The 22,299-nt window shown below is 71.5% G+C and carries 14 protein-coding genes and 3 pseudogenes; 7 read left to right on the plus strand and 10 right to left on the minus strand.

All coding sequences use genetic code 11. The annotated features are described in order from the left end of the window. Window positions 1–32 precede the first annotated feature (32 nt). Genes AB0915_RS10220 through AB0915_RS10230 form a run of 3 tightly spaced genes read right to left on the minus strand, consistent with a single transcriptional unit; the run spans window position 33 to window position 8,989 of the window. Window positions 33–6,128, minus strand: a complete 6,096-nt coding sequence (locus tag AB0915_RS10220; RefSeq protein WP_366690641.1) for an SDR family NAD(P)-dependent oxidoreductase — start codon at window positions 6,126–6,128, stop codon at window positions 33–35. Window positions 6,129–6,184: 56 nt separating this feature from the next. After that, a complete protein-coding gene (locus AB0915_RS10225) occupies window positions 6,185–7,768 on the minus strand; it encodes a PfaD family polyunsaturated fatty acid/polyketide biosynthesis protein (protein ID WP_366690642.1) in 1,584 nt (527 codons plus the stop codon). 33 nt (window positions 7,769–7,801) lie between these two features. Next, window positions 7,802–8,989 (minus strand): SDR family oxidoreductase, encoded by a 1,188-nt coding sequence (locus AB0915_RS10230; RefSeq protein WP_366690643.1) that lies wholly within the window; start codon window positions 8,987–8,989, stop codon window positions 7,802–7,804. A 924-nt stretch (window positions 8,990–9,913) separates the two neighbouring features. On the opposite strand from AB0915_RS10230, the gene AB0915_RS10235 reads away from it, so the two are divergent. After that, a complete protein-coding gene (locus AB0915_RS10235; protein WP_366690644.1) occupies window positions 9,914–11,230 on the plus strand; it encodes a wax ester/triacylglycerol synthase domain-containing protein in 1,317 nt (438 codons plus the stop codon). A gap of 64 nt (window positions 11,231–11,294) precedes the next feature. Here AB0915_RS10235 and AB0915_RS10240 read toward each other — a convergent pair whose 3' ends face one another. Both AB0915_RS10240 and AB0915_RS10245 read right to left on the minus strand, forming a co-directional pair. Then, on the minus strand, window positions 11,295–12,515 hold the full coding sequence (locus AB0915_RS10240; protein WP_366690645.1) for a wax ester/triacylglycerol synthase domain-containing protein: 1,221 nt from the start codon (window positions 12,513–12,515) through the stop codon (window positions 11,295–11,297). A 25-nt stretch (window positions 12,516–12,540) separates the two neighbouring features. Next, entirely contained in the window at window positions 12,541–13,902 is a 1,362-nt protein-coding gene (locus AB0915_RS10245) for an NAD(P)-binding domain-containing protein (protein ID WP_366690646.1), read from the minus strand. 414 nt (window positions 13,903–14,316) lie between these two features. On the opposite strand from AB0915_RS10245, the gene AB0915_RS10250 reads away from it, so the two are divergent. The 4 genes and pseudogenes from AB0915_RS10250 to AB0915_RS10265 all read left to right on the plus strand — a co-directional run. After that, a complete protein-coding gene (locus tag AB0915_RS10250; RefSeq protein ID WP_366690647.1) occupies window positions 14,317–14,931 on the plus strand; it encodes an ABC transporter ATP-binding protein in 615 nt (204 codons plus the stop codon). Continuing rightward, a complete protein-coding gene (locus AB0915_RS10255; protein WP_366690648.1) occupies window positions 14,928–15,797 on the plus strand; it encodes an ABC transporter permease in 870 nt (289 codons plus the stop codon). The genes AB0915_RS10250 and AB0915_RS10255 overlap by 4 nt, the downstream gene beginning before the upstream one ends. A gap of 125 nt (window positions 15,798–15,922) precedes the next feature. Beyond that, complete coding sequence (locus AB0915_RS10260; protein ID WP_366690649.1) at window positions 15,923–16,444, plus strand: hypothetical protein; 522 nt, start codon at window positions 15,923–15,925, stop codon at window positions 16,442–16,444. Window positions 16,445–16,663: 219 nt separating this feature from the next. Next, window positions 16,664–16,837: pseudogene (locus AB0915_RS10265) on the plus strand (ISAzo13 family transposase); the annotation flags it as partial. Window positions 16,838–17,038: 201 nt separating this feature from the next. Here AB0915_RS10265 and AB0915_RS10270 read toward each other — a convergent pair. Next, a pseudogene (locus tag AB0915_RS10270) lies at window positions 17,039–17,329 on the minus strand (transposase); the annotation flags it as partial. Here AB0915_RS10270 and AB0915_RS10275 point away from each other — a divergent pair. After that, complete coding sequence (locus AB0915_RS10275; protein WP_366690659.1) at window positions 17,210–17,584, plus strand: hypothetical protein; 375 nt, start codon at window positions 17,210–17,212, stop codon at window positions 17,582–17,584. The pseudogene AB0915_RS10270 and the gene AB0915_RS10275 sit on opposite strands and share 120 nt — an antisense overlap. A gap of 193 nt (window positions 17,585–17,777) precedes the next feature. Here AB0915_RS10275 and AB0915_RS10280 read toward each other — a convergent pair whose 3' ends face one another. Together AB0915_RS10280 and AB0915_RS10285 are read right to left on the minus strand one after the other, a co-directional pair. Further along, on the minus strand, window positions 17,778–19,994 hold the full coding sequence (locus tag AB0915_RS10280) for a S8 family serine peptidase (protein ID WP_366690650.1): 2,217 nt from the start codon (window positions 19,992–19,994) through the stop codon (window positions 17,778–17,780). 176 nt (window positions 19,995–20,170) lie between these two features. Then, a complete protein-coding gene (locus AB0915_RS10285; protein ID WP_366690651.1) occupies window positions 20,171–20,530 on the minus strand; it encodes a helix-turn-helix domain-containing protein in 360 nt (119 codons plus the stop codon). 147 nt (window positions 20,531–20,677) lie between these two features. Here AB0915_RS10285 and AB0915_RS10290 point away from each other — a divergent pair, with 147 nt between their 5' ends. Further along, window positions 20,678–20,872, plus strand: coding sequence for a hypothetical protein (locus AB0915_RS10290; protein ID WP_366690652.1), 195 nt, complete (start codon window positions 20,678–20,680; stop codon window positions 20,870–20,872). A gap of 22 nt (window positions 20,873–20,894) precedes the next feature. Here AB0915_RS10290 and AB0915_RS10295 read toward each other — a convergent pair. Together AB0915_RS10295 and AB0915_RS10300 are read right to left on the minus strand one after the other, a co-directional pair. Next, window positions 20,895–21,683 (minus strand): annotated as a pseudogene (locus AB0915_RS10295) (transposase); the annotation flags it as partial. A 181-nt stretch (window positions 21,684–21,864) separates the two neighbouring features. Then, on the minus strand, window positions 21,865–22,299 hold a 435-nt coding region (locus AB0915_RS10300; RefSeq protein ID WP_366690653.1), incomplete at its 5' end, for a hypothetical protein.

The raw sequence follows: 22,299 nt of genomic DNA on the forward strand, positions 1-22,299 counted from the left end.
CGCTCTCCGATCGAAGGTCACCCGACAGGCTCTCAGGAGGGGCGGCGGACGAGTTCCACGCCGAGCAGTTCCAGACGGACGGCTCCGTCGGCGTCGATCAGCGCCGCGTCGCAGCGCGCCCCCGTGCTGTGAACCTTGCGGCCTCGCAGCACACACCGCACGCTGCCGTCCACCGGGCCGCGCCGGTGCACCCTGCACTCCGCGACGGCCATCGGCAGCGTCGCCGCATCGAGTACCTCCTGCGCCCAGACCAGGGCGAGTTGGAGCGCGCCGTCGATGGCGGCCGGGTCGAGCGACCAGTGCTCACCCGGCCATTCCAAGACGCGCACGCCCGCGACGATCGCCTCGGCTCCGTGCTCTGAAACACCGTGCAGCGAGCGGACGGAGTGGAAGCGGGGGCCGTGGAAGAGGCTCTCCCCGTCGTACAACTCGGTGCGGTCCAGCGGCTTGAGGCCGTCCGGGCTGCCCCACGTGGCCGGATCCTGCTCTTCGGCCCCGGTGTCCAGCACGGCCCGGAAGTGCGCAACCCCGTTCTCCCCGCGCAGTTCCGCCTCCAGCCCCGACGGCGAACCGGCCGCGCCCCGGCTGCCGTGCACGGTGAGCCGGTGGCCTGTGCCGGCCAGTTCGGGCAGGGTGCACTTCTTGTACACCCGCAGGTCGCGCAGGACGAGTGGGCCGGCACCTGGCAGCCAGGCGGTGGCCGCCCCTGCGAACCAGTTCAGGACCATCGCCACGGGCAGCACGGGAACCCCGGTGAGCGCGTGGTCGGCCAGCTGTGGCAGGTTGTCCGCCCGGACCAGCAGCTGTGCCGGACGCGGATCGCCGGCCGGGGACAGGGCCGCCGGATCGTCTCCGGCCACCAGGACGACGCGGGCCTCGCCGGCTGTGCCGTCCAGCTCGGCCGTGAAAGCGGCCGCCCCCTGCTCCAGAGGGATCAGCGGAACCCCGGACCGGCCGAAATGCCCGGCCAGAGCGGGCGTGACCATGCCGCCGCGCCACGGACCCCAGGCGACGCACCGCACCAGGCAGCCAGGGCGGCGGGCCTGCTCGGCGGACGCGACCTGACCCAGGATCTCGTTGGCCATGGCGTAGTCGCTCTGCCCCGCATTGCCGAACACGGCGGCCACTGAGGAGAACAGGCAGATCACGTCCAGCGGATCGTCCGCCGTCGCGGCCAGCAGCGCGCGCAGACCGTCCACCTTGGTGGACATCACCTGCTCGACCTGCTCGTCGGTCTTGTCGGCGATCCGCTTGTCGGCCAGTACTCCCGCACCGTGCACGATGCCGGTGACCGGCCCCCACGCGTCACGTACGTCGCGCAGTGCGGCGGCGACGGCGTCGCCGTCGCGGACGTCCACTTGGACGTACCGGACGGGGGACCCCGCCGCCTCCAGCGCCGCCAGGGTTGCCCGCACTTCGCGCGCGGCCAGGATTTCCCGGGCCCGCGCCGCGATCCGGGCAGGCGAGGAGTTCTCCACGTCCTCGGTCGAACGCTCGGAGAGTAGACGGGTGAGCGTCGGTGCGTCGGCGGCCGACGCGAGCCCTGCGGGCTCGGGAGCCGGTGCCGTCCTGCCGAGCAGCACGATCCGCGGACGGTGGGTCCTGGCCAGGTCCAGTAGCGCGGCGGCGGTCACCCCGCGGGCCCCTCCGGTGGCCACGATCAACGACTCCGAGGTGATCCGCCAGGTCTTACCGGGCATCACCGGCGCGGGTACCGTCCGCAGGGTGATGCGGGTACCGTCCGCGCGGAGACCTACGTCCGGAACGGGGCCGCCTTCGAGCAGTTCCCGCACGATCGCCTCGGCGACCTCCTCGTCGCTCCGACCACCCCGCTCGCAGTCGACGGCCTTGACCGAGGCACCCGGCCACTCCTTCGCCGCGGTCCTGGTCAGACCAGCGACGCCGCCCAGCCACGCGCGGTCGGGTGCGTGGCCGCCGAGCCCGAAGTCGCCTCCGGTATCCTGCACGGTCACGAACAGTCCGCCCCGTTCGGCGGCCTGTGCCGCCACCGCGCGCGCCGCGCGGAACACCGACCGGTGGACCTCCCGCGCATCGTCCGGCGTGCCGCCCCCGGTCAGCCCGCCGAGGTGCACGACACCGCGCGCATCCTCGGGCACCTCCGCCACGGCGGTGGCGTCCACGCCGTGCTCCGCCAGCTTCCGCGCGACGAGGGCGGTGATCGCGGCGCCGTCGGCGCCCCCGCCCGTCACCACGAGCGGCCCGTCCAGGAGCCCCGCCGTCGCCAGGCCGGACACCGGTGACTCCACCGCGCGCGGCACCAGCCTCGTCAGCGCCGTCTCCTGCCCGGACCCGGTGCGCATGGCGGGGATCGCCGGGACGGCGGCGGCCGTCCCGGCGGGGGATTCGGCCACGGCCGGGGAGTCCGGCGCCGGGGCGCCGGGCGGTCGGCCGGCCGCGGTGAGCGCCTCGACGATCTCGCGCAGCGTGCGGAGTTTACCGAGCTGTCCGACGTCTCCCGTCGCCACGTCGCCCACCCTCCGGCGTACGGCCGACAGGATCTCGATGCGCTTGATCGAGTCGACTCCCAGATCCGCCTCCAACTCCATGTCCACGTTGAGCATCTCCGTCGGGTAGCCGGTGAGCCGGGCCACCACCGAGAGCAGCAATTCCTCCAGTTCCGGTGCCGACAGAGGTGCGGCATCGGCGGCCGGTGCCGAGGGGTCCACCGGGACGGCGGCCGGGGCCCGTTCCTCGGCGGCGACCGGTGCGGGCGACGGCGCCTCGCCGGGCACGGCGGGTACCAAGGCGGGCATGGCCCCGGGAACGCCGACCGCTGCCGGGGGCGGTGTCACGGGTGCAGGGGCCCGCCGGGGTGGCGAAGGCCGGGGGAGTGGCAGCGGTGCCGGGGGAGCCGGGGCGTCGAGCACACCGCCGATGCCCTGTACCCCGAGCATCGCGGCCAGGGTGGTCTCGGCCATCCGCAGAAAAGCCATATGGCTTTCGGTCAGCATGCGCTGACAGGCCGCGTGGGCCTCCGCCGTCTGCCGCTGGACGCTCTCCACCGCGGCGTACCACTCGGCGCCGAGGGCGGCATCGGGCTCGGCACCGTACGTGGACACAGGGTCGTAGGCGGGCCCGGGGTCGTGCGACGGCTCGGCTCCGTACGCGGGCTCCGGTTCCTGGGCGGGCGCCGTCTCGTACGCCGACGGCTCCGGAGTGTGGGCGGGAGCGGGTGTGTACGCGGACATGGGAACCGTCGGGATGTCGGACGAGGGGGCGGGGGCGGGATGCGGGTGGTGTTCCGGCCTGCGTTCCAGCGTGGGTGCGGGCGGCGGTGGTTCGGCGGCTTCGGTGCGGGGCGGGTAGAGCTGACCGTAGTTGGCTCCGCTGATCTTCACGGTCATCCGGGGCTTGCGCTCCTTCACTGAGGTTCCAGGCGAGGCGTACGGCGCCCAGAGGGGATCGAAGTCGAGAGGGATACCGCGTACGGCGAGTTCGCCGAGCGCGGTGTGCAGGGTGCTGACCCCGGACCGGTCCGCCCGGTCCAGGGGGACGGCCGCGTGCTCGCGGTCACCGAGGATCTGTCCGACCAGGCCGGTCAGCGCGGTGCCCGCGCCGACCTCGACGAAGGTCCGCACCCCCGCCGCGTGCATCGCCTCGATCTGGTCCTGGAAGAGCACCGGTGAGGCCAGGTGGCCTGCGATCCGGCGGCGTACCTCGTCGGGCGACGACGGGTACGGTGCCGCGTCCGCGTTGCCGTACACCTCGATCCGGGGCTCCGTGAGCGGGACCGTGCGCAGGAACGCGGCGAGCGGCTCACCGGCCGGGGCGACCAGCGGGCTGTGGAAAGCGGTCGAAGTGGTCAGCCGGCGCGTGCCGACATCCTCGGCCGCGAACGCCTTCTCGGCGCGCGCGACAGCCTCCGTCGTACCCGAAAGCACCACCTGGCTGGGGGAGTTGAGGTTGGCCGGCCAGATGTCGCCGAACTCGTCACCGGCCAGCACCGCCACCACGTGCTCGCGGTCCGCCGCCACGGCCAGCATCGCGCCCGGTGCGACGGCCGCGTCCCGCATCAGCTCACCGCGTCTGCGGGCCAGACCGACCAGCGAATCGGCGTCCAGGACACCCGCGCAGTGCAGCGCCACCAGCTCACCGAAACTGTGGCCCGCCACGCAGTCCGGTTGCAGTCCCAGACCCCGCAGTACGTCCAGCAGTGCGAGCGCGTGCACCGCGAGCGCGGGCTGCGCCCACTCGGTGGCGGCCAGACGTGCCGCCTGGGCCGCGCGTTCCTCGTCGGCGAAGGCAGGCGGCGGGAACACCACCCGGTGCAGGGGCCGCCCGTCGAACCTGGTCCCGCCCAGCCGGTCCCACACGGCCTGGGCGGCCGGCGACAGCATCGCGAGGTCGGCGCCCATCCCGATGTACTGGGATCCCTGCCCCGGAAACAGGAAGGCGAGACGGCCGGGCGTGGGGTCCCCGAAGGCGTACCGGACGCCGTTCGGTGTCGAGAACGCCGTGCCGGGCCGCTGCCGGATCAGGGTGAGCGCCTGTGCGTACTTCTTCCTCAGGTCCTCGGTGCCCGTGGCGACGACGGCCAGCCGCACCGGGTCGGTGGGCGAGAACGCGCTGTGGCTCTCCCGAGCGAGCGCAGCCAGCGGACGGTCGCCGCACGTTTCCGGCGGCACCAGGTCGGACGGCGACGCGCCGCTGAACAGGACGAGTTCGCTCGGCGCGGAGCGATGGCGCGACGGCACCCGGGCCGGGGTGCCCGAGGGCACGTACTCCTCCAGCGTGACGTGGAAGTTGCTGCCCCCGAAGCCGAAGCTCGACACCGACGCCCGGCGCGGATGACCGGCGGACCGCACCCACGGCCGGGCCTCGGTGTTGACGTAGAACGGGCCGTCGGGGGCGGCGGCCGCCGGCATCGGCCGGTCGACCTTGATGGTCGGCGGCAGCACCTTGTGGTGCAGGGCCATGACCGCCTTGAGCAGCCCCGCCGCGCCCGCCGCGCACTTGGTGTGGCCGATCTGCGACTTGACCGAGCCGATCGCGCACCACTGCCCGTCCGTACGCCCCGACGCCTCGAACACCTCGCGCAGCGCCGTCAGTTCGGCGGTGTCACCGGCCTTCGTGCCGGTCCCGTGTGCCTCGACCAGCTCCACGGTCTCCGGACCGTAGCCCGCCTCCTCATAGGCGCGTCGCAGAGCCCGTGCCTGACCGTCGGGAAGTGGCGCGTAGATCGCCGTACTCCTGCCGTCGGACGAGGTGCCGATGCCCCGGATCACCGCGTGGATCCGGTCGCCGTCCCGCTCCGCGTCGGACAGCCGCTTCAGTGCGTACATGACGACCGCTTCGCCGAGCATGGTGCCGTCCGCCGCATCCGAGAACGGTCGGCAGTCACCGGTGCGGGAGAGCGCGGGCGTCTTGGAGAAGCACAGGAACATGCCGATGTCGTTCCCGGTGTCCACACCGCCGCTGATCACCAGGTCGGCCCGCCCGAGCGCCAGCTCACCGACCGCCGTGGACAGTGCCGCCAGGGAGCTGGCACAGGCGGCGTCGGTGGTGTGGTTGGTGCCGTGCAGGTCGAACCGGTTGGCGATCCGGCCCGCGACGACATTGCCGAGCAGGCCCGGGAAGGTCGACTCCTGCCATGGGCTGAAGTGCGCAGAGATGCGGTCGCACACGGCCTGCGCCTCGGCCTCGGCGAGACCGCTCTCCTGCAACGCCTTCAGCCACACCGGGCGATGGGCGCGCCCGTACATGTGCGGGAGCAGCTCCAGGGCGGCCGCGCCGAGGACGACGCCGATCCGGTCCCGGTCCACGCCCGACAGACCGCCGGTGTCGGACAGCACTTGGTCGGCGACCATCAGGGCGAGCAGTTGGGAGGTGTCCGTCGCCGACAGGTTGGCGGGCGGCACACCGTACGCCAACGGGTCGAAGTCCACCTCCGGCAGGAAGGCGCCCCGGCGGGCGTACGTCTTGTCGGGGGCGGCCGGGTCCGGGTCGTAGTGGTCCGCCACCAGCCAGCGGGAGGCGGGCACCTCGGTGATCAGGTCCCGGCCGCCGGTCACGATCCGCCAGTAGCCGGCCGCGTCCGTCGCGCCGGGCACCAGGGCGCCGACACCGACCACGGCGATGGGCACCTGCCCAGGGGCGGTGGCGGACACGGCATCTCCTCGGGGGTGGACGGCTGCTGCTGACGCCTCCGGGGCGCCGGGGCCGCTCATGCCAGCCCGCACGGGGTGTAGGCGAATGCCTCGGGCGGCAACGGAACTCCGTAGGTGCGCAGTTGGTGGGCGCGGGTGAGCACCGCGGCGCCTTCGAGCAGATTGAGCGCGATCTGCACCACGGACCGGTTCGCCGGTTCGGCCAGGAATGTGCCCGCGACCCAGCGGTTGAACGCGCCCATCGCCGGCCCGCACCAGATCTGGTAGTCGGCACGCCGGGCCGCCTTGCCGGTGATCGCCCACCGACTGGAACTGCCCAGGTACCAGCGGAAGACCAGCGCCATACGGTGCTTGGGATCGGTCTCCGCACGCGTGATCTCCGAGGGATCGCGCCGCTCCCAGAACGCGCGCGTGCGCTGCCAGACCTCGTCGAACGAGGCGCGCAGCACGTCCCGTTCGATCGCGGCGCGCACCGCGGGCGGGATCTCCTCCAGCGAACCGTGCGCCCGGTAGGCCGTGTGGAGCCTGCCGGCCCGCTGGGCGAACATCGTCCCCCGGGACAGCACTTGCAGCGTGACACCCAGCTCGAACATGTCCGCCGCCGGCGCCATGGCCACATCGGCGACATCCGCCTCGCAGAGCATCGCCTTGGCCTCTTCGGACAGGCCCGCCTCGGTGGCCGTCTGGTTCACCGATCCGACGACCACGTAGGAAGCGCCCAGGGCGAAGGCAGCGGCCACCGCGTCCGGCGTGCCCAGCCCGCCGGCCGCGCCGATCCTGACCGGCCGGCGGTAGCCGAACCGCCGGCACAGCGCGTCGCGCAGCAGGACGATCCTCGGCAGCAGCGCCGACAACGGCCGGTTGTCGGTGTGACCGCCGCTGTCGGCCTCCACGGTGATGTCCTCGGCCACCGGCACCAGGGCCGCCAGGTCGGCCTCCTCCGGGGTCAGCTTCCCCTGCGCGACGAGCCGGTGCAGCAGCGCGGCCGGGGCGGGCGAGAGGAACCTCTCGGCCACCTCGGGCCGGGAGACCTTGGCGAGCATCCGCGTGCGCCGGACGATCCCGCCGTCGGCGCCCCGGCGCAGTCCCCGGGCCGAGCACAACACGACAGCCGGGGTCAGCTCCATGAACGCCGACGCCGAGATCCGGGGCACACCGCAGCGCAGCAGCAGCTCGGCGACGCGGAACTCCAGCGCGGGCTCGGCCGGTGAGTGGATGAGGTTCACGCCCCAGTTCGGCCGGGACCGCAACTCCTGGGCCAGCGCGTGCACGGCCCGCTCCACCTCGGCATACGCCAGGCCGCCGGCGCCGAAGAACCCGAGCATCTCCGCCCGGGCCATCGCGGACACCATCCGGGTGGTCGCGATGCCGTTCGCCATCTCGCCCGCCACATAAGGGAAACGGACGCCGTGCGCCTCGCAGAAGGTGCGGCCGCCGAGCCACTCGGGGTACAGCGGCGGCAGCGTCCCGAGCACCGGGCCGTCGGGTACGGGGCCGGTCGCGATTCCCAGCTCACGGCCGCTCGGCCCGCTGACGATGTGTACGGGTTCCCGGATCCGTCGGGCCCGGGTGGCGATCTCCTCGGGGGAGAAGACCGGCGGGGACGCGGCGGGGGCGTCGGGAGCGGAGAGGACGGACACGGAGGGGCTCCAGCGGGAGAGGAGGTGTGCGGATCAGGCGTGCCGGGCGGAATGGAAGGCGGCGGTGGGCGTGGGCGGCGGCCCGGCGGGAACCCGGTCCCTCGGAACCAGGCCGGACCACAGGTAGTCGAGGTCCACCCGGCCGGAGGCCGCCGACGGCCCGAACAGGGCCCGGACCCGGGTGTCGTCGAAGCGCCGTCGGTGGGTCAGGTAGGCAGTCAGGCCCGGGTAGAAGTCCACCAGGGCCTCCAGCGCCGACGGGTCGTCCGGCTTCGTGGCGACCAGGTCGATCGACAACGGAACCAGCCGTTCCAGCAGGCTTGCGATCGTCAGCACGGGCACGTCGCGGTCATGGACGATGTGGTACGTGTCGACTCCGCCCGAGGGCGTCCGGCCGGCCAGCCGCACCATGACCTCCGCCGCGTGCTCCACCTGCATCAGGTTCAGCCGGCCGTGCGGATGACCCACCAACCGGACGCGGGGACGGCCGCCCGGGTCGGCGCCGTGGGGGCCGCCGGGCCCGTCGCCGTCGTGGCCCAGGCTCCCGGGACCGACGGTGCGTCGCGCGTCGCGCAGGACCCGCTCGATGGCCTGAAGCGGATGCGAGGGCAGTTCCGGGTGCGGCGGCAGGTCCGTGACGAGGATGCTCGGCCGCAGCACCACGACCGGACGGCGGTGCTCCCGCGACCACGCGTGGATCAACACCTCCGCCTCGTACTTGGAGCGTTCGTAGGCGTTCTCGAAGCCGTACGCGTCGTCCAGCTCGTCCTCATACGCCACCCCCTCACGCCGACTCCCGGCCACGAAAGCGGTACTCACGTGGTGGACCACGGGTCTCTCGCGTCCGGCGGCGGCCAACTCCAGTACATGCCGGGTCCCTTCGACGTTGGTCTGGCGCAGCTCGGGAAGGTCTCCCTCCAGGTTGATGCTGCCCGCGCTGTGCCAGATCGCGCCGAGACCGTCGGCCAACTCCTGGAACGCGCGCCTGGGCAGCCCCAGCCTGGGTTGCTCCAACTCGGTCTCCACCACCCGTAGCCGGTCGGGGAGTTCGGCGACGAACGGCTCGGGAGCGCCGGTCAGTGCGAAGAACCGGGTGATGCGGCGCAGCGCGTCACCGGACCCCGCGTGGACGAGGACCGTCACCGACCGGTGCGTGTCGAGCAGACAGCGCAGCAGGCGCAGTCCGAGGAATCCGGTGGCGCCGGTGAGGGCGACGTGCATGACCTTGGCTCCAAGAGCTCGGAAAGGGACAGGACCACTAACCGCGTGCGATGGCGGTTGACGCCGGGGCCGTTGCGGCGGCCAGGAGCGAGATGCATCCGGCCGTCCCACGGCGCGGCATGACACCGGCGGTCGCGGCGTGCGCGGCCTGACTCATCCGGCCGACCCGGTGCAACGGGCGTCCGCCGGTCCTCCGGCCCCGCCGGGGGCTCCTCAGGCCCTCTCCCGGGCTTGATGACCACTGGCGCAGGGCACACAGTGCCAGACGGCGGACGGTGATGGAGCCCCCGATCCCACCGGCTCACCCGAACGAAGTACCCACGCCACGGTCCGTGTGTGTCCCGGGCGGCTCGTCGGCGCCCCCGCCGCGGGCCGGGGCGCCTGGCCGTACGGACGCAACGGAGGCAGCGGGACCGAGCGGGCCGCCGGGAGGGCCGTCCCCCTTTCGGGTGATCTCGCGGGCGGTGGCCGGTAGGCGGTCCCGGGCGGGTCCGCGTCCCCGCCGGCGGGCGGTGCCGGGCGACGAGCCCGGTACGGCAGGAGGGGAGCACGTGCTTCGGGGGCTGCGGGCGCGTACGACCGTTCACCGCGGCCGGATATAAACCGTACTGAGACCGACCGGTAAGAGGGCCCGCGGCGTCGCGTGCCGACAGCTCTCGCCTGGACGCACACCGCTCGTCGCGCGCAGCGCCGCAGCGCTCTCCTCCCGCTGAACGCCCAGACTCGGCTCTCGACCCGCTCCTTACTCCACGCTCCCTATCGCTGGTCGGTCTCATTCAGGGCGAGGTGACGCGTTCGGCGTCGCTGCGGACTCGCACTGGTCGGCGGCCCTTCTGACCGGTGGTCCGTCCCGGTCGGTCGGGGTGGCCGAGCGCCCGGCCTCGCCCCGCCTGCCCGTCCGTTGTCACGAACTGGAGTTCCCCGATGCCCGTGTCCGATCCGTCAGCCCAGTCCGTTCCCTTCCCCAGCCACCCCACCCACTCGCTCGACCGCGCGTTCCTCAGCATGGAACGCCGCCACCCCGACGTCCGCTGGGACGCCGGTGGCGTCGTGTACCTGAGCGGTCCGCCCCCGAGCCTGGCAGACCTCCGCGCGTACGTGGGCTTACGCCTGGGCCGGCTGCCCCTGCTCACGAGCCGGGTCGAGGGCGGCTCACGGCGCCCCCGGTGGCGGCCGGATGCGGCCTTCACCGTTGACCGGCACGTCCACGAGGTGGTCGCAAGGGGGCCCGCGGGGTGGGACGCCGCCCTGCACACCGCGCTCAACGCGCCGTTCGCGCCCGGCACCTACTGGGGGTTCTGGCTGGTCCACGGCCGTGCGCCCGACGAGTACGCCCTGTGCTACCGCTTCCACCACGCCTGCCAGGACGGTTCGGCCGCCGCGATGACGTTCCGGGCCATGCTGGGCGAGGGGGAGCCCTCGGCCCGCCCGGTGCCGAGGAAGGGCCGCCTGGCCGGTCTGCCCCGGCGGGTGGGCACGGCAGTCGGGCTGACCACGGTGTTCCTGGCCGACTCCCTCGCCGTTCGCGGCCACCGTCCGGCCATCCCCTTCGTTCCCACGGGAGAGCGGCGGCTGTGGCGGGGGCGCGTACCGGCGGACGCCCTCCGCCGGATCGGTACGGCACATGGCGGATCGGCCCACGACGCCCATCTGGCCGCGCTCGCCGGGGCGTTGTCGGTCTGGTCGGCCAAGTCCGGTGTACCGCTTCCCCGGGTGACGGCACTGCTGCCCGTCGACGCACGCCGCCCGGACGAGGAACAGACCTGGGGCAACCGCTGTTTCGCCCTGCCATTGGAGCTGCCCGTGCGGACCGCCCCGGAACGCGGGACCCGGACCCAGGACGGCGACTCGCCCCTTCGGCGACTGGAGCACGTCATGGCGATGACCCGGAAACTGCGGGGCGAGGCATGGCGGCAGGCGATTCAGGACCTGGTCCGCTACATGCCGGACCGCCCGACCGAGTGGTACCTGCGAAGGATGCTCTCCCCGCGCGTCACCGACGTCATGGCCACGTCCATGCCGGTCGCCGACAAGGGAAGCCTGGGGGACAGCCAGGTGACGGGCGTCGCCCTGCTCCCCCTGCTCGTGCCCGGGCATCTTTTCGGAGTGGGCTTGTCGTTCTTCGGGAGCTGGACCGAGGTGTCCTTCGTGGCCGACCGCGCCCTTCCGCTCGGGGAACTCCTTCCGGAACTGTGGGAGAAGGCCGTGGGTGAACTGGAGGGGACCTCGGCGCCGGTGTGAACGGGGCGGCACCGGGGGCCCTACGGACCCGCTCGGGTGCGGCCCCCGGGCCAAGATGTCTGTGTCAGACCACCGCTTCGAGTTCTGCCAGGGCCGTCAGCCACAGCCCCGGGAGGTCCGAGCCGTGGGCGAACGCCGTGTCGTGGACGACGGAGAGCGTGCACTCGGCCCGGTACCTGAGCAGCGTCAGATGGCAGAGCTGGCCCGGCAGGGGAGCGCCCAGCCCGAGCGCGCCGTCCATCCGTGCCTCACCGAGGACCGGCCGTGGCACGGCCGCGGGGAAATAGGTGCCGGTGAGGGAGGCGTGGCGCGGACGCATGAGCAGTCGCAGCGTGCCAAGGCTCACCGGACGCGGCGCGCGCCGCATGAGAGCGCGGGAGGTGTGCATCCTCCGCTCGACGCGCCCGGGCTCCAATTGGCGTGAGAACGAGGCGAGACGGCGCAGCGGAAGGGGCTCCTCACAGGGCAGCCGGAGACGCACCATGGTGAGGAAGTTGCCCACCGCGCCCCGTTCGCCACCGGTCCGGACCGACAGGGGCCAGAGGAGTGTGAGAGGAGCCGGACGCTCTTCCTCGGCCAGGGCGACAGCCCGCATCGCCCCGGTCAGCGCGGTCAGGAAGACCGTGCTGACGTCGGTACCCAGGGCCCGGGAGACAGCGAGCAGCCGCCGGGTCTCCACCGTCCCGACGGCCGTGGCGAGCTTCCCCGTCGGCGGCCGACGCAACACGGACCAGGTGCCGGTGCCCCGCAGGCTCCGGGCTACGTCGCCCATGATGCCCAGCACGGCACGGGAGGAGCCCCGCCCCACGCCGTCGGCGGGCGGAGGCGTGTCCTGGACAGCGGGCGATTTCTGCGGTGCGACGCGCGGGGTGAACAGCGTCCGTAGTACGTAGTGGTGCCCCGCGCCGTCTTCCAGAGCGTGGTGGATGCGGAACACCAGCACGTACTCGGGCAGGCCAGTGGTACCGGTGTACCCGTGAATCAGCCAGAGGTCCCAGGGCGGGCGGGGTGCGGTCGGCAGCGGCCGCACCAGCACTTCCTGGACACAGTCCTGCCACCGCTCCCGGGGATCCGTCACGAGGAGACCGCGTACATGCTGACGCAGGTCGAGGTCCGGGACGGGCACGAAGCAGGGACGAGGCCCCAGCTCCGCCTCGACACGGTGGGTCAGCGTCGGAAGGTCCGCGAGCCTGGCCCGTACGTGCCGGCGCAAGGCGTCCGGTGAGGGCGGCTCCCCACGGAAGCGCACCGCCCACCCCACCGCCAACTGGTGTGTGCCGGACATCCGTTGGAACACCTGGCTGAGCGGATCACATGGCGTCGGCTGCCGGGGCGAGGCCGGCCACGGCGGGCAGGGCCGGGACGGCGCCGCGTGCCCGACGGCTGCCTGCTCGGCGTTCCCGGCGAAGGGCTCTTCGGTAGGAGTGGAAGTCAATTTCGATCCCGTGGCGGTAGGTGGACACGTACGTCTTGCGATGGCGGAGCCACTCGCGCGCGATCGCCCGCGTCATGTCCGTCGGCGACGGCAGGGCGACCGCGCCCTCGATCAGCTCGGCGATCCATTCCGCCTGCGGTTCGAGCAGCGGGAAGGCCGCACCGGAGGGCTGCGCGAGCCCCATGAAGTAGAGCCCGGGGATGCGGGGCGGGACCGTGCGCAGATAGAGCTCCGTGCGGCCGTCCGGGGCGGCGAACACGGAGGGTTCCAGGAAGGGGAAGGAGATCTTGTAGCCCGTGGCGTATACCACGGCGTCCACCGATTCACGGCTGCCGTCCCTGAAGGCCGCTGTGTCCCGGCCGAAGGAACTGACGCCGGGCTTCGGTGTGACCGCTCCCCGGGCCAGCTGGACGAGGAGTTCGTCGGAAGTGGAGGGGTGGCTTGCGAGCGGTCCGCGGAGCGGTTCGGGGAGCCCGTAATGAGCCGGGGCACCGCGGGTGAGCCGCAGGAGGAGCCGCAACGCCGGGTCCTTGAGGAACCGCGGGAGATCGGCCAGCGGGCTCCACGCCAGGTGGTCCGCCGGACGGCCGAGCAGCATCTTGGGGAACACATGGGCCGCGTCGCGCGCGGAGAGGAACGTCCGCGCCGCCGTACGCGAGATCTCCGCCGCGATTTCGCACGCGGAGTTGCCCATGCCGATCACCAGCACCCGCCGGCCGGCGTACGGGCCAGGGGCGCGGTAGTCGTGCGAGTGGATCGCAGTCCCCTCGAACTCCTCGGCACCGGGCACGGCGGGGGCCGGGAGGCGCGGGTCCCAGTGGTGCCCGTTGGCCACCACCACCTCGGTGTATCGCCGCGTCTCCTCTGCCGCGTCGCCGCGGCGCAGGCAGACCACCTCCCAGCTTCCGTCGCCCCGGGGCCGCACCGAGGTGACCCTTGTGCCGCACACGATGTGGCGGTGCAGGCCGAACGACGCGGCGTAATTCTCCAGATAGGCCAGGACCATGCTGTGGTGCGGAAAGACCGGGTAGGTCTCCGGCATGGCCAGGGAGGAGAACGACATGCTCTCCTTCGAGATGTTCGCGTGCAGCGACGCGTACACCCCCGACATGCCGTTGTCGTTGCCGTACCGCCAGAGTCCGCCGATGCCCGTCCCGGCCTCGAAGCAGTCGAACGGAACGTTCCGCGAGGCAAGGACCTTGCTCGCGGCCAGGCCGGACGGGCCGGCGCCGATCACACATGTTCTCCGCATGACTGACCGACCTTCCTCGTACGTGCGTGACGTCTCCGGCATCCATGTGAACAGGACCGCCAGAGGGGCGCGGCGACGGCGTCAGGGCGGGCGGACCTGGACGCCCGGGCCCGGTACCTGACCCGTGGACCGGGGCGGAACCTGGGCGGACCTGCCGACACCCCGGTCCTGGCCACGCTAGCCTCCCCGGTTGCCCCGAAACCTGCTTCGGCCGGCAAAACCGCCGCACGCGTGAAGCGGTGTGCGCCGGATTGACGCCGTGGAACGGAACCGCTCCTGGCGCCGTTTCCGTTGCGCTGCCCGCTCGTTGGGCACGGGCGGCCCGGTTCCGCCACCGATTCGAAAGACGCGGACCGGTTCCGTGGCCATCCGGAAGACCTGGCACAACGGAGCAGCGCGATGGACGTCACAGATGTACACCACTCCTACCGGCAGCACGCCGTTCTACGGGGCGTCGATCTCCGGCTGCGGCCCGGGATCCTCGCCGGGATCGTCGGGGAGAACGGCGCCGGCAAGACGACGCTGCTGAGGATCCTCTCCGGTGAACTCAGGCCGGACCGGGGCTCGGTGCACCACAGCGGCAGGTTCGGCTACTGCCCGCAGTCCGTCGTCCTGGACGATTCCTTCACCGTCCGCCAGCACCTGGACTTCTTCCGGCACGCCTTCGGGCTCGCGGACCTGCGGCGAGCCGAGGAAGTGATGGAGACCCTGGCCTTCACCGAGTACCTCGACCAGCGTGCGGGTCTGCTCAGCGGGGGCTCACGGCAGAAGCTGAACCTGACCCTCGCGCTCATGCACGACCCGGACGTGCTACTGCTGGACGAGCCCTACCAGGGCTTCGACTGGGAGACGTATCTGCGCTTCTGGGAGCTGGCGACAAGGCTGCGCGACGCCGGCCGCTCGGTGCTGGTCGTCTCGCACCTGGCGTACGACATCGACCGGCTGGACCAGCTGTGGCGCCTGGAGGACGGGCGCCTCCACCGCCAGGACCGGTGTGCGGAGGCGGCGGCATGAGGCGGCACTGGTCCCTGTTCACCACGGCCTCCCGGTACGCGCTGATCGGTCACGCCCGCAACCGGTTCGCGATGCTGTTGGTGGTGCTGTACATCCCCGTATGGATCGCCTTGGCCTACGTGACCATTCCCGACCGGCCGGCGCCGTTCCGGCTGCGGGCTACGGACGAGGTCCTGACCCCACCCGGCAACAACCTCACCCAGATCACCGGCGCGCTGAACGCGGTCACCCTGATCGCCGGTTTCATGATGTTCGCCGCCACTTTCACAGGCGGTGCCTTCGATCGGCGCCTGGCCATGGCGGGGTACCCGCGTCACCACCTGGTCCTCGCCAAGCTCTCCGCGCTCACCCTGGTCTGCGCCGCCGTCGCGGCATACGCCACGGCCGCCGTCGGCTTCGCCTGGTCCCCCCGACAACCCCTCATGCTCGCTGTCGCGCTGTTCTGCGCCGCCCTGACCTACGGCGCGCTCGGAGTGGTCTTCGGCTCGATGCTCCGCCGTGAGGTGGAGGGCATGTTCGCCATCCTGATGATCAGCATCATCGATACCGCCCTGCAGAACCCCCTGTCGAGCTCCGGGTCGGACAGTGCCGTCGTGCGCTTCCTGCCGTCGTACGGAGCCGTGCAGGCCAGCATGTCCGCGGCCTTTTCCCACGCGCCGGTGGCCCAGGGCCTCGTGATCCAGTTGCTCTGGCTCATGGGGGCGGCGCTGGCCGGGCTCATGGTCTTCCGCCGGCGTACCCGCGACGCACTCCCACCGGAACGGAATCGACGCACCCCAGACCACTCCGGGCCCGGCGTGAACGCGGGCGCGCCCGCGCACACGATGGAGCCCGGCGCAGCCGCACAGCACGTACGACCCACCTGACCGGCGGGCCACCGGCCGTCCGGCCGGACAGCCGCCGTGACCTGCGGGAGCTGGAGATCGTTCTGTAACCGGGCGTTGATTCGTCCCCTGACCACCACACTCTTCATGCAAGGAGCACCACCCTCATGACTCTTTCGCGTACCGTCCAGCACGCGGTCCTCACTGCGGCTCTCCTGTCCGCCTCCGCCCTGGCCTTCCCCTCCTCCGCGCAGGCGGCTCCGCTGCCGCCCGCGTGTCAGGAGGCGCTGCTCACAACCCTCGACAAGTTCCCCGTCACGGATTTCACGGTCCCCGACAAGGTCCAGACCGCCATGCTGAACGAGGTCGGGAACCTGAGCGAGGCCGACCAGCAGGCCTTCACCCAGGAGGCGTGTGCGGCCTGGAACAACTGGGCCACCAAGAACGGCCAAGCGGTGGCCACGGACCTTGACACCCGCTACCGGAAAGCCTCCGGACCCGCGTGCAACAAGTTCACCACCTCCGCCATCGGGACGATCAAGAAGTACGCCCCGAACGTCCCCGCCCAGGCACGGGAGTTGGAGAAGGTGGCCAAGAAGGTCTGGCAGAACGCCATGCAGAAGCTCGCCGTGGAGGCCACCAACGCCGACTGCCGTACGGCCTACAACGGAGTGAAGGCCGGCTGGTAGCGAGACCCGTCGGATGACGCCCCCGTCCGCCGCCTGACGTTCCGTCCGTGGTCCGACCCGACGGCCTCAGTCGGCCACATCGACTCCGTAGCTGTGCGCAAGGGTGTCGAGGCCGCGGTCGTAGTCTTGGCCGACGGTGCGGAAGCGTCAGACGAGACCCCGCCTGTGAGATTCGCGGTGTTGTTTCCGCGCCTGGACGAGCGCCAGCGCCGTCTGTTGATGGGGGACGAGGCCCGGATCCTGGGACACGGCGGGAGCCGGGCCGTCTCGCAGGCGGCCGAAGCCGGCGGGACCACCGTCCGCAAGGGCGTCGAGGAGTGGGAAGCGGGGGCGGAGCCGCTGGTCCGGGTCCGCCGCCCCGGCGGCGGGCGCAAGAAAGCCGCCGAGGTGGATACGGGGCGGTGAGGTCGGGTCCGCCGTCCTCTCTGGCCCGGATGCAGTCCCGCGGAAGGACGTAGGGGAGTCTGAGTGGTGCAGGGCACCTTTGGTCGGCGGGGTGTATCCCAGAAGGCGGAGCGCGCGGTGGCTCACGACGGTCTTCTCGACGGCTTCGACCACGTTGTGCCAGACATGCCAGCGATTAGCGACGTGGACGGCGGGGGGCGCTCCCAGGCGTGCTGCCTCGGCGTTGACGGTGGAGGGGTCACGGCAGACCACCTCGACACCGGGATGACTGGCCAGCCACGCGGCGACTGTGTCCACGGCCCGGTCGGGCAGCACGTCGACCGGGTGGGTCTCGATGTCCACCAGGATCGTGGCGTAGACGTGCCCCTTGCGCAGGGCGAACTCGTCCACGCCCAGCACCCTGGGCGTGCGGGCCTCGGGATCGGGCAGAGCACGGACCAGCCGCAGCCGCGTGGATCGACTGGTCCCGACGGCCAGCACCTCGGACAGACGGGAGCCGGCCTGGAGGACTGGGCCTTTGCCCTGCGGAGGATCCGCCCCGACTCGATCACCACGATCAAGACCACCAACGGCACGTTCAACAGCCGCACCGTGCCGGGCGTCGGCAGCGCCGAGATCCCCAGCCCGACCAGCATGCAACTGCTGCAGGCGGTCCGGGACGACACCGTCGACGCGTTCGTCGCCGCCCAACCGGGCTGGGTGGCCGACTCCGGGCCGGCGGCGCCTGCCCAGTAGATGGAGCTCCGTCGGCCGTCAGAGGTCGAGCGACACGGGTTCGGCGCGGCTGAGTCGACGCCCGGTCGCAACAGATGACCACGTGAATCGATGGGCCGCGACGGCGAGATCGGCGTCGCGGCCCACCCTTCCTTTCTGCCCCTTCACCACGGCTCGACCGTGGTCAAGCCGAGTTGAGTTAACGGGTCACGGCTCAATTCCCGTTGTTCGGCACCGCGTGCATGACGGTCAGCGTCATGCTGTTGTTCTTGTAGGACACCCGGAACAGGTAACCGCCCACGTTCAGGGCCCGGTTCTCCGGCAGCGCGTGGAAGGCGCCCTTGATCGAGCTACCGCTCATGATCGTGAACACGGTGCCCGGGGTCAGCTTGCCCCGCACGTCCAGGTCCAGCTCACCGTCCAGCACCAGGTTCCCCGCCGCCCGGACGCTCGTGTAGTCCCGGTCGTCGGAGATCGTGACGGCAACGCGACCCTGCTTGCCAATGGTCGCGTTCCCGCCGACGTTCAGGACATTGCCTGCGGACCCGGAAGCGCCGGTGATCTGCGCGGCCTCGTCGGCCGTGAGACCGGGCTGCAGCACGCCGCCGCTGACGTCGATGCTGTCACCCACGGTGCCGCTGCCGCCGAGCGTTCCCCCGCGCACGTCGATAGGACTCGCGTGCGAGCCGACGACCGAGAGCTTGCCGTCGAGGACGGTGCTCGTCCCGTGCCAGGTCTCGCTGCCGGTGAGGAACAGGGTGCCGGCGCCACGCTTCGTGAGGCTGCCCTCGTAGGCGCGGGCCTTGCGGGCCAGCTCACGGCGGACCCCGATGGCGTAGTCCGACTTGTCGGCGTCGCTCGCGTCGGCCGGCAGGCCCGTGGTCCAGCCCTTGGCGGCCTTGGTCGCCGCCCAGGCGGCCGCCTCGGCGGCGTCCTCCTGCTGGCGGGCCCGGATCGCGACATCCGAGATGTCGTTCGACCACACGTCGTCGCGCCCCTGCGTGTCGACGACGAACGGCCCCAGGAACTGGCCCGGGCCGTTCATGGCCTCCCGCAGGCTGACCGTGCCCCAGCCGTTGCGGCTGTCCGGCACCTGCACGATCTGGCCGCTGGTGGGGTTCAGCACGGCGCTGCCCGCCGCGTCACTGATCGTGTTGTTCTGCCGGCCGGTGGTGAACATCGTGTAGAGCGCCTGCTCGTTGGTCATGTACGGGAAGCGCTGCATGATCAACGACAGTGCGGCCGCCGAGTGCGGGCCGGCCATCGACGTCCCCGACGAACTGCCGTAACGGGGCTCGGGCACGCCGTTGACGACCGACACGGTCGTGCTGTTGATGGTGTTGGCCGGCGCCGTCACGCAGGACCACTTCGCGACGCCGCACTGGTTGAACGTCTGCTGGCCGGGGACCAGGACGGAGCCGTCAGGGTTGAACGTGCGCCCCTGGGTGGGGTTGATCCCCGACGTCGTGTACCAGCTGCCCTCCAACTCGGGCATGAAGTACGGCGCGGCGCCTCGCGGCGACGGGTTCACGTAGCCGCTGTTACCGGCGGTGAACTGGATGACCGTGCCGGTACGCGCGGCCTCGATGGCACCGTTCAGCCAGTGGGCGGCGCTGCCGTTCGCGTCGACGACGCCGTCCGGAGTGGACCAGAGGCGCCATGCCGTGTTCAGACCGAAGCCCGCCGGGCTGCCGGGCGGCGCGTCATACGTGTTGTAGTTTTCCGTTTTGGGCTGGCTACCCCAACTGCTGGTGACGATTCTGATGGGCTCGCCGTTTGCCGTCTTGGCGGAGTTCACGGCCCGGTAGACATTGCCGATGTAGGCGTCGTCCGGCGTCTGCGCGGCGGTCGCGTTCGCCGGCAGGAGACCGTAGAGCACGCCGTCCGTCTTGCCGGTGTTGCCCATGTACACGTTGCTGTTGAACGCAACGCCGTGCATGTTGGCCTCCGGCCCGGCCGGTTGTGTCTCGCCGACGCCGTCGCGGCTTGCACCGATGGTCCCGCTGACGTGGGTGCCGTGGCTGTCGTTGAGCGCCGGGTTGTAGAACCCCGGCGTGGGGCCCGTCTGGCCGCCCTGGGCCTCCACTGAGAAGTAGCGGTCCCCGACCGCGTAGTTCGTGTCCAGGCTTCCGTGCTCCCGGACGTGCCCGGCGAAGACGCCCGAGTCGACGACGCCGATGTTCATCCCGGTGCCGGAGTAGCCGGCGGCGTAGGCGAATTCGGCTCCCATCGACACCAGGCCGGCGTCCCGCTTGAACTCAGGGGTACGCCAGCTCGCCGCGTCGCCGAGCCGGCCGGGATCTCCCTCGTAGGTCTTGATCGGCGGTGGCACGGGCACCTGCCCCATCGCCGGCTGCGCGGCGACGCCGAGCACCACTATCGGTATCAGCGTTGCGATCAGCGCCGGCTTCACGCGTTTTGTGTTCGACACTCCGACCCCCTCCAAGATCGATTGCGCCGGATGCTATTCCTCCTCCGGGAGCGGATCAAGGCGTCGGCGGACACGTTTGTATCTACGTTGGAAGTAAGCACCAGAGGCCGGGCGATCCGTGACGTGGCAGCGCTGGCGGATGTTCCATGGACGGTGCGTGCCAGGCGGGCGGCCGGTTACCGGCGCCGTGCCAACCACCGGCGCAGCGCGTAGCCGGCGCCGCTGGCCACGCCTCGCGGGCCAGCTCCGGGCATGACCAGCGGGACAGCGGCGCCCCGGTCTCGGCGGGCAGTTGGGGCCAGGGCCTTGACCTGGGCGGCCTGCAGCGCGGTGAACGAGGGTCGCCGGCCGGAGCGCTTTCGGTCGGTCAGCCCCGAGATGCCCTCCTCGGCGAACCGGCGTCGCCACGTGCGCACGGTGTCCAGGTGCAGACCGGTCTCCCGGGCGATACGCGCATGGGAACGGCCCCGGGCCGTATGAAGCACGACGTGTGCGCGCATCCGGGTGTGGTAGGCGGTCTTGTGGCCATAGGCCATCTTCTTCAGTCGATGCCTCTGTGAGGTGGTCAGCGATATCCGGCGGGCGGCGGCAACGGGCAAGGCAGGGCGGCCGATCAGCAGAAGTGGATCTTCCGCCTGGATGTTGCCGCAGCCCTCTCAACCACCACCAGGCGGGATGACCCCATGCCCACCATGCCGGAGTCGACCAAGTCCTCCCTCGCCCAGAAACTCACCACACGAGCCCGTACCACTTGGCCCCAACTTGCCGCGGTGCACATCCGCCACCGCGGCCAGTTCGCCTACGTGGACGGCGAACTGGCCGACGGCGAAGGCATCAAGCTCATGCGCCTGCGCTACGGCGGCTCCGCCACCACCTGAGGCTTCGCCCTCTAGTGCCGCATCAGACAACGTTTGCCCTGTCGACGACTTGGCGTAGGCGTTCGTCGGTGGCGTGGCGGTTTCGCCAGATGATGTAGCGGCGGATCATGCTGCCCTGCTCCTTGTGGCTGGCGTGGTCGGTGCCGTCGAGGGTGAAGTAGCGCAGGGCGGTGAACTGGGCCTCGATGCGGTTGAGCCAGGAGCTGTTGGTTGGTGTGTAGGCGAACTCGACGTTGTTGGCTGCGGCCCAGTCGCCGACTCGGGTGTCCTTCTTCGTGGTCAGGTGCGGGGAGAAGTTGTCGAGCACGATCGCTATACGGATCTCCAGCGGGTAAAGGCTGCGCAGGTAGCGGCAGAACTCCAGGAACCTCGTGCGGTTCTTCTTGGGCTTGATGTGTCCGTAGAGCTTGTCCTTGGCCAGGTCGTAGGCGGAGAACAGGTGCCGGACCCCGTGCGGGCGGGTGTACGTCGCCCGGCGCCGGGGCCGGGGTTCCCGGTCGGGGTCCTTGTGCCGTCCGCCGCGCTCGGCCCACTGTCGTCCGGGGTGGGGCTGGAGGTTGAGCGGGCCGAACTCGTCCAGGCAGAAGATGACGTCGGGCTCGCCTTGCTCGGGTATGACCTCGCCGTCGGCGATCGCGTAGAGGTGCTCGACGCGGGCCTTCTTGGTGGCGTAGTCGGGGTCGTGGGAGGTCTTCCAGGTCTTTATGCGTTGAAAGGACACGCCCTCCTGGCGAAGCAGGACCCGCAGGCCCTCGTGGCTGATGTCGTCGACCACCCCCTCGGCAACCAGGAAGTCGGTCAGTTTGGCCAGTGGCTCTGTCCGCGAGAACGGGCAGCGGATGTACACCGGTTTGGGAGGCAGCCGCCGCCCGAGAGGGAATCGAAATGTTCACGGGTTTCGACAGCAGCACTGGTACGGAGAGGTTGCTGCTGGGGGTGCGATGGCCGACGCCGTCGGGGTCTAGTACTCCGACCGCATCGGTGCGCCGGCTTCAGGCAGGTGGAAGTGGCCCTGCGATGGTGACCGTGCCGGTCCACCAGTTCGGTTGATCGGGTGCGTGCCAGAGGACGTCGAGCCGGCGGTGGGTGAGTTCCTCCGCCTTCTGAACCAGGGCCGCCTGCGCGATGTCCGGCTCGGACGAGGGCGGAGGACCAGCGAGCGCGCCGTCGGCGATGCCGGCCGGCCCGGTGAAGTGGACGGCGTACCTCCATCCGTCCGGGGTCCGGTACAGGACGAGGCTGGTCGGCGACCTGAGGGTGCGCCAGTACGGCCGCCGTTTGCTCGCCATGCCGGCAAGGTACTGCGGACTCATCGCCCATACGGCGCGTCCGGCGTCACCGGGGACGTACGCGCCCCCGACCGTCCGGATAAACGGATGGTCGGGGGCGAGCGTGACGCGGCAGGATGCTCCGCATGACATTGCCCA

The organism is Streptomyces sp. NPDC048411, from assembly GCF_040704695.1.
GTDB lineage: Bacteria > Actinomycetota > Actinomycetes > Streptomycetales > Streptomycetaceae > Streptomyces.

Bases quoted from the DNA above. Each gene is read 5' to 3' on its own strand.
- AB0915_RS10230 (WP_366690643.1), bottom strand. From the start codon at position 8,989: ATGCACGTCGCCCTCACCGGCGCCACCGGATTCCTCGGACTGCGCCTG.
- AB0915_RS10235 (WP_366690644.1), top strand. From the start codon at position 9,914: ATGCCCGTGTCCGATCCGTCAGCCCAGTCCGTTCCCTTCCCCAGCCAC.
- AB0915_RS10240 (WP_366690645.1), bottom strand. From the start codon at position 12,515: ATGTCCGGCACACACCAGTTGGCGGTGGGGTGGGCGGTGCGCTTCCGT.
- AB0915_RS10250 (WP_366690647.1), top strand. From the start codon at position 14,317: ATGGACGTCACAGATGTACACCACTCCTACCGGCAGCACGCCGTTCTA.
- AB0915_RS10255 (WP_366690648.1), top strand. From the start codon at position 14,928: ATGAGGCGGCACTGGTCCCTGTTCACCACGGCCTCCCGGTACGCGCTG.
- AB0915_RS10260 (WP_366690649.1), top strand. From the start codon at position 15,923: ATGACTCTTTCGCGTACCGTCCAGCACGCGGTCCTCACTGCGGCTCTC.
- AB0915_RS10285 (WP_366690651.1), bottom strand. From the start codon at position 20,530: ATGGCCTATGGCCACAAGACCGCCTACCACACCCGGATGCGCGCACAC.
- AB0915_RS10290 (WP_366690652.1), top strand. From the start codon at position 20,678: ATGCCCACCATGCCGGAGTCGACCAAGTCCTCCCTCGCCCAGAAACTC.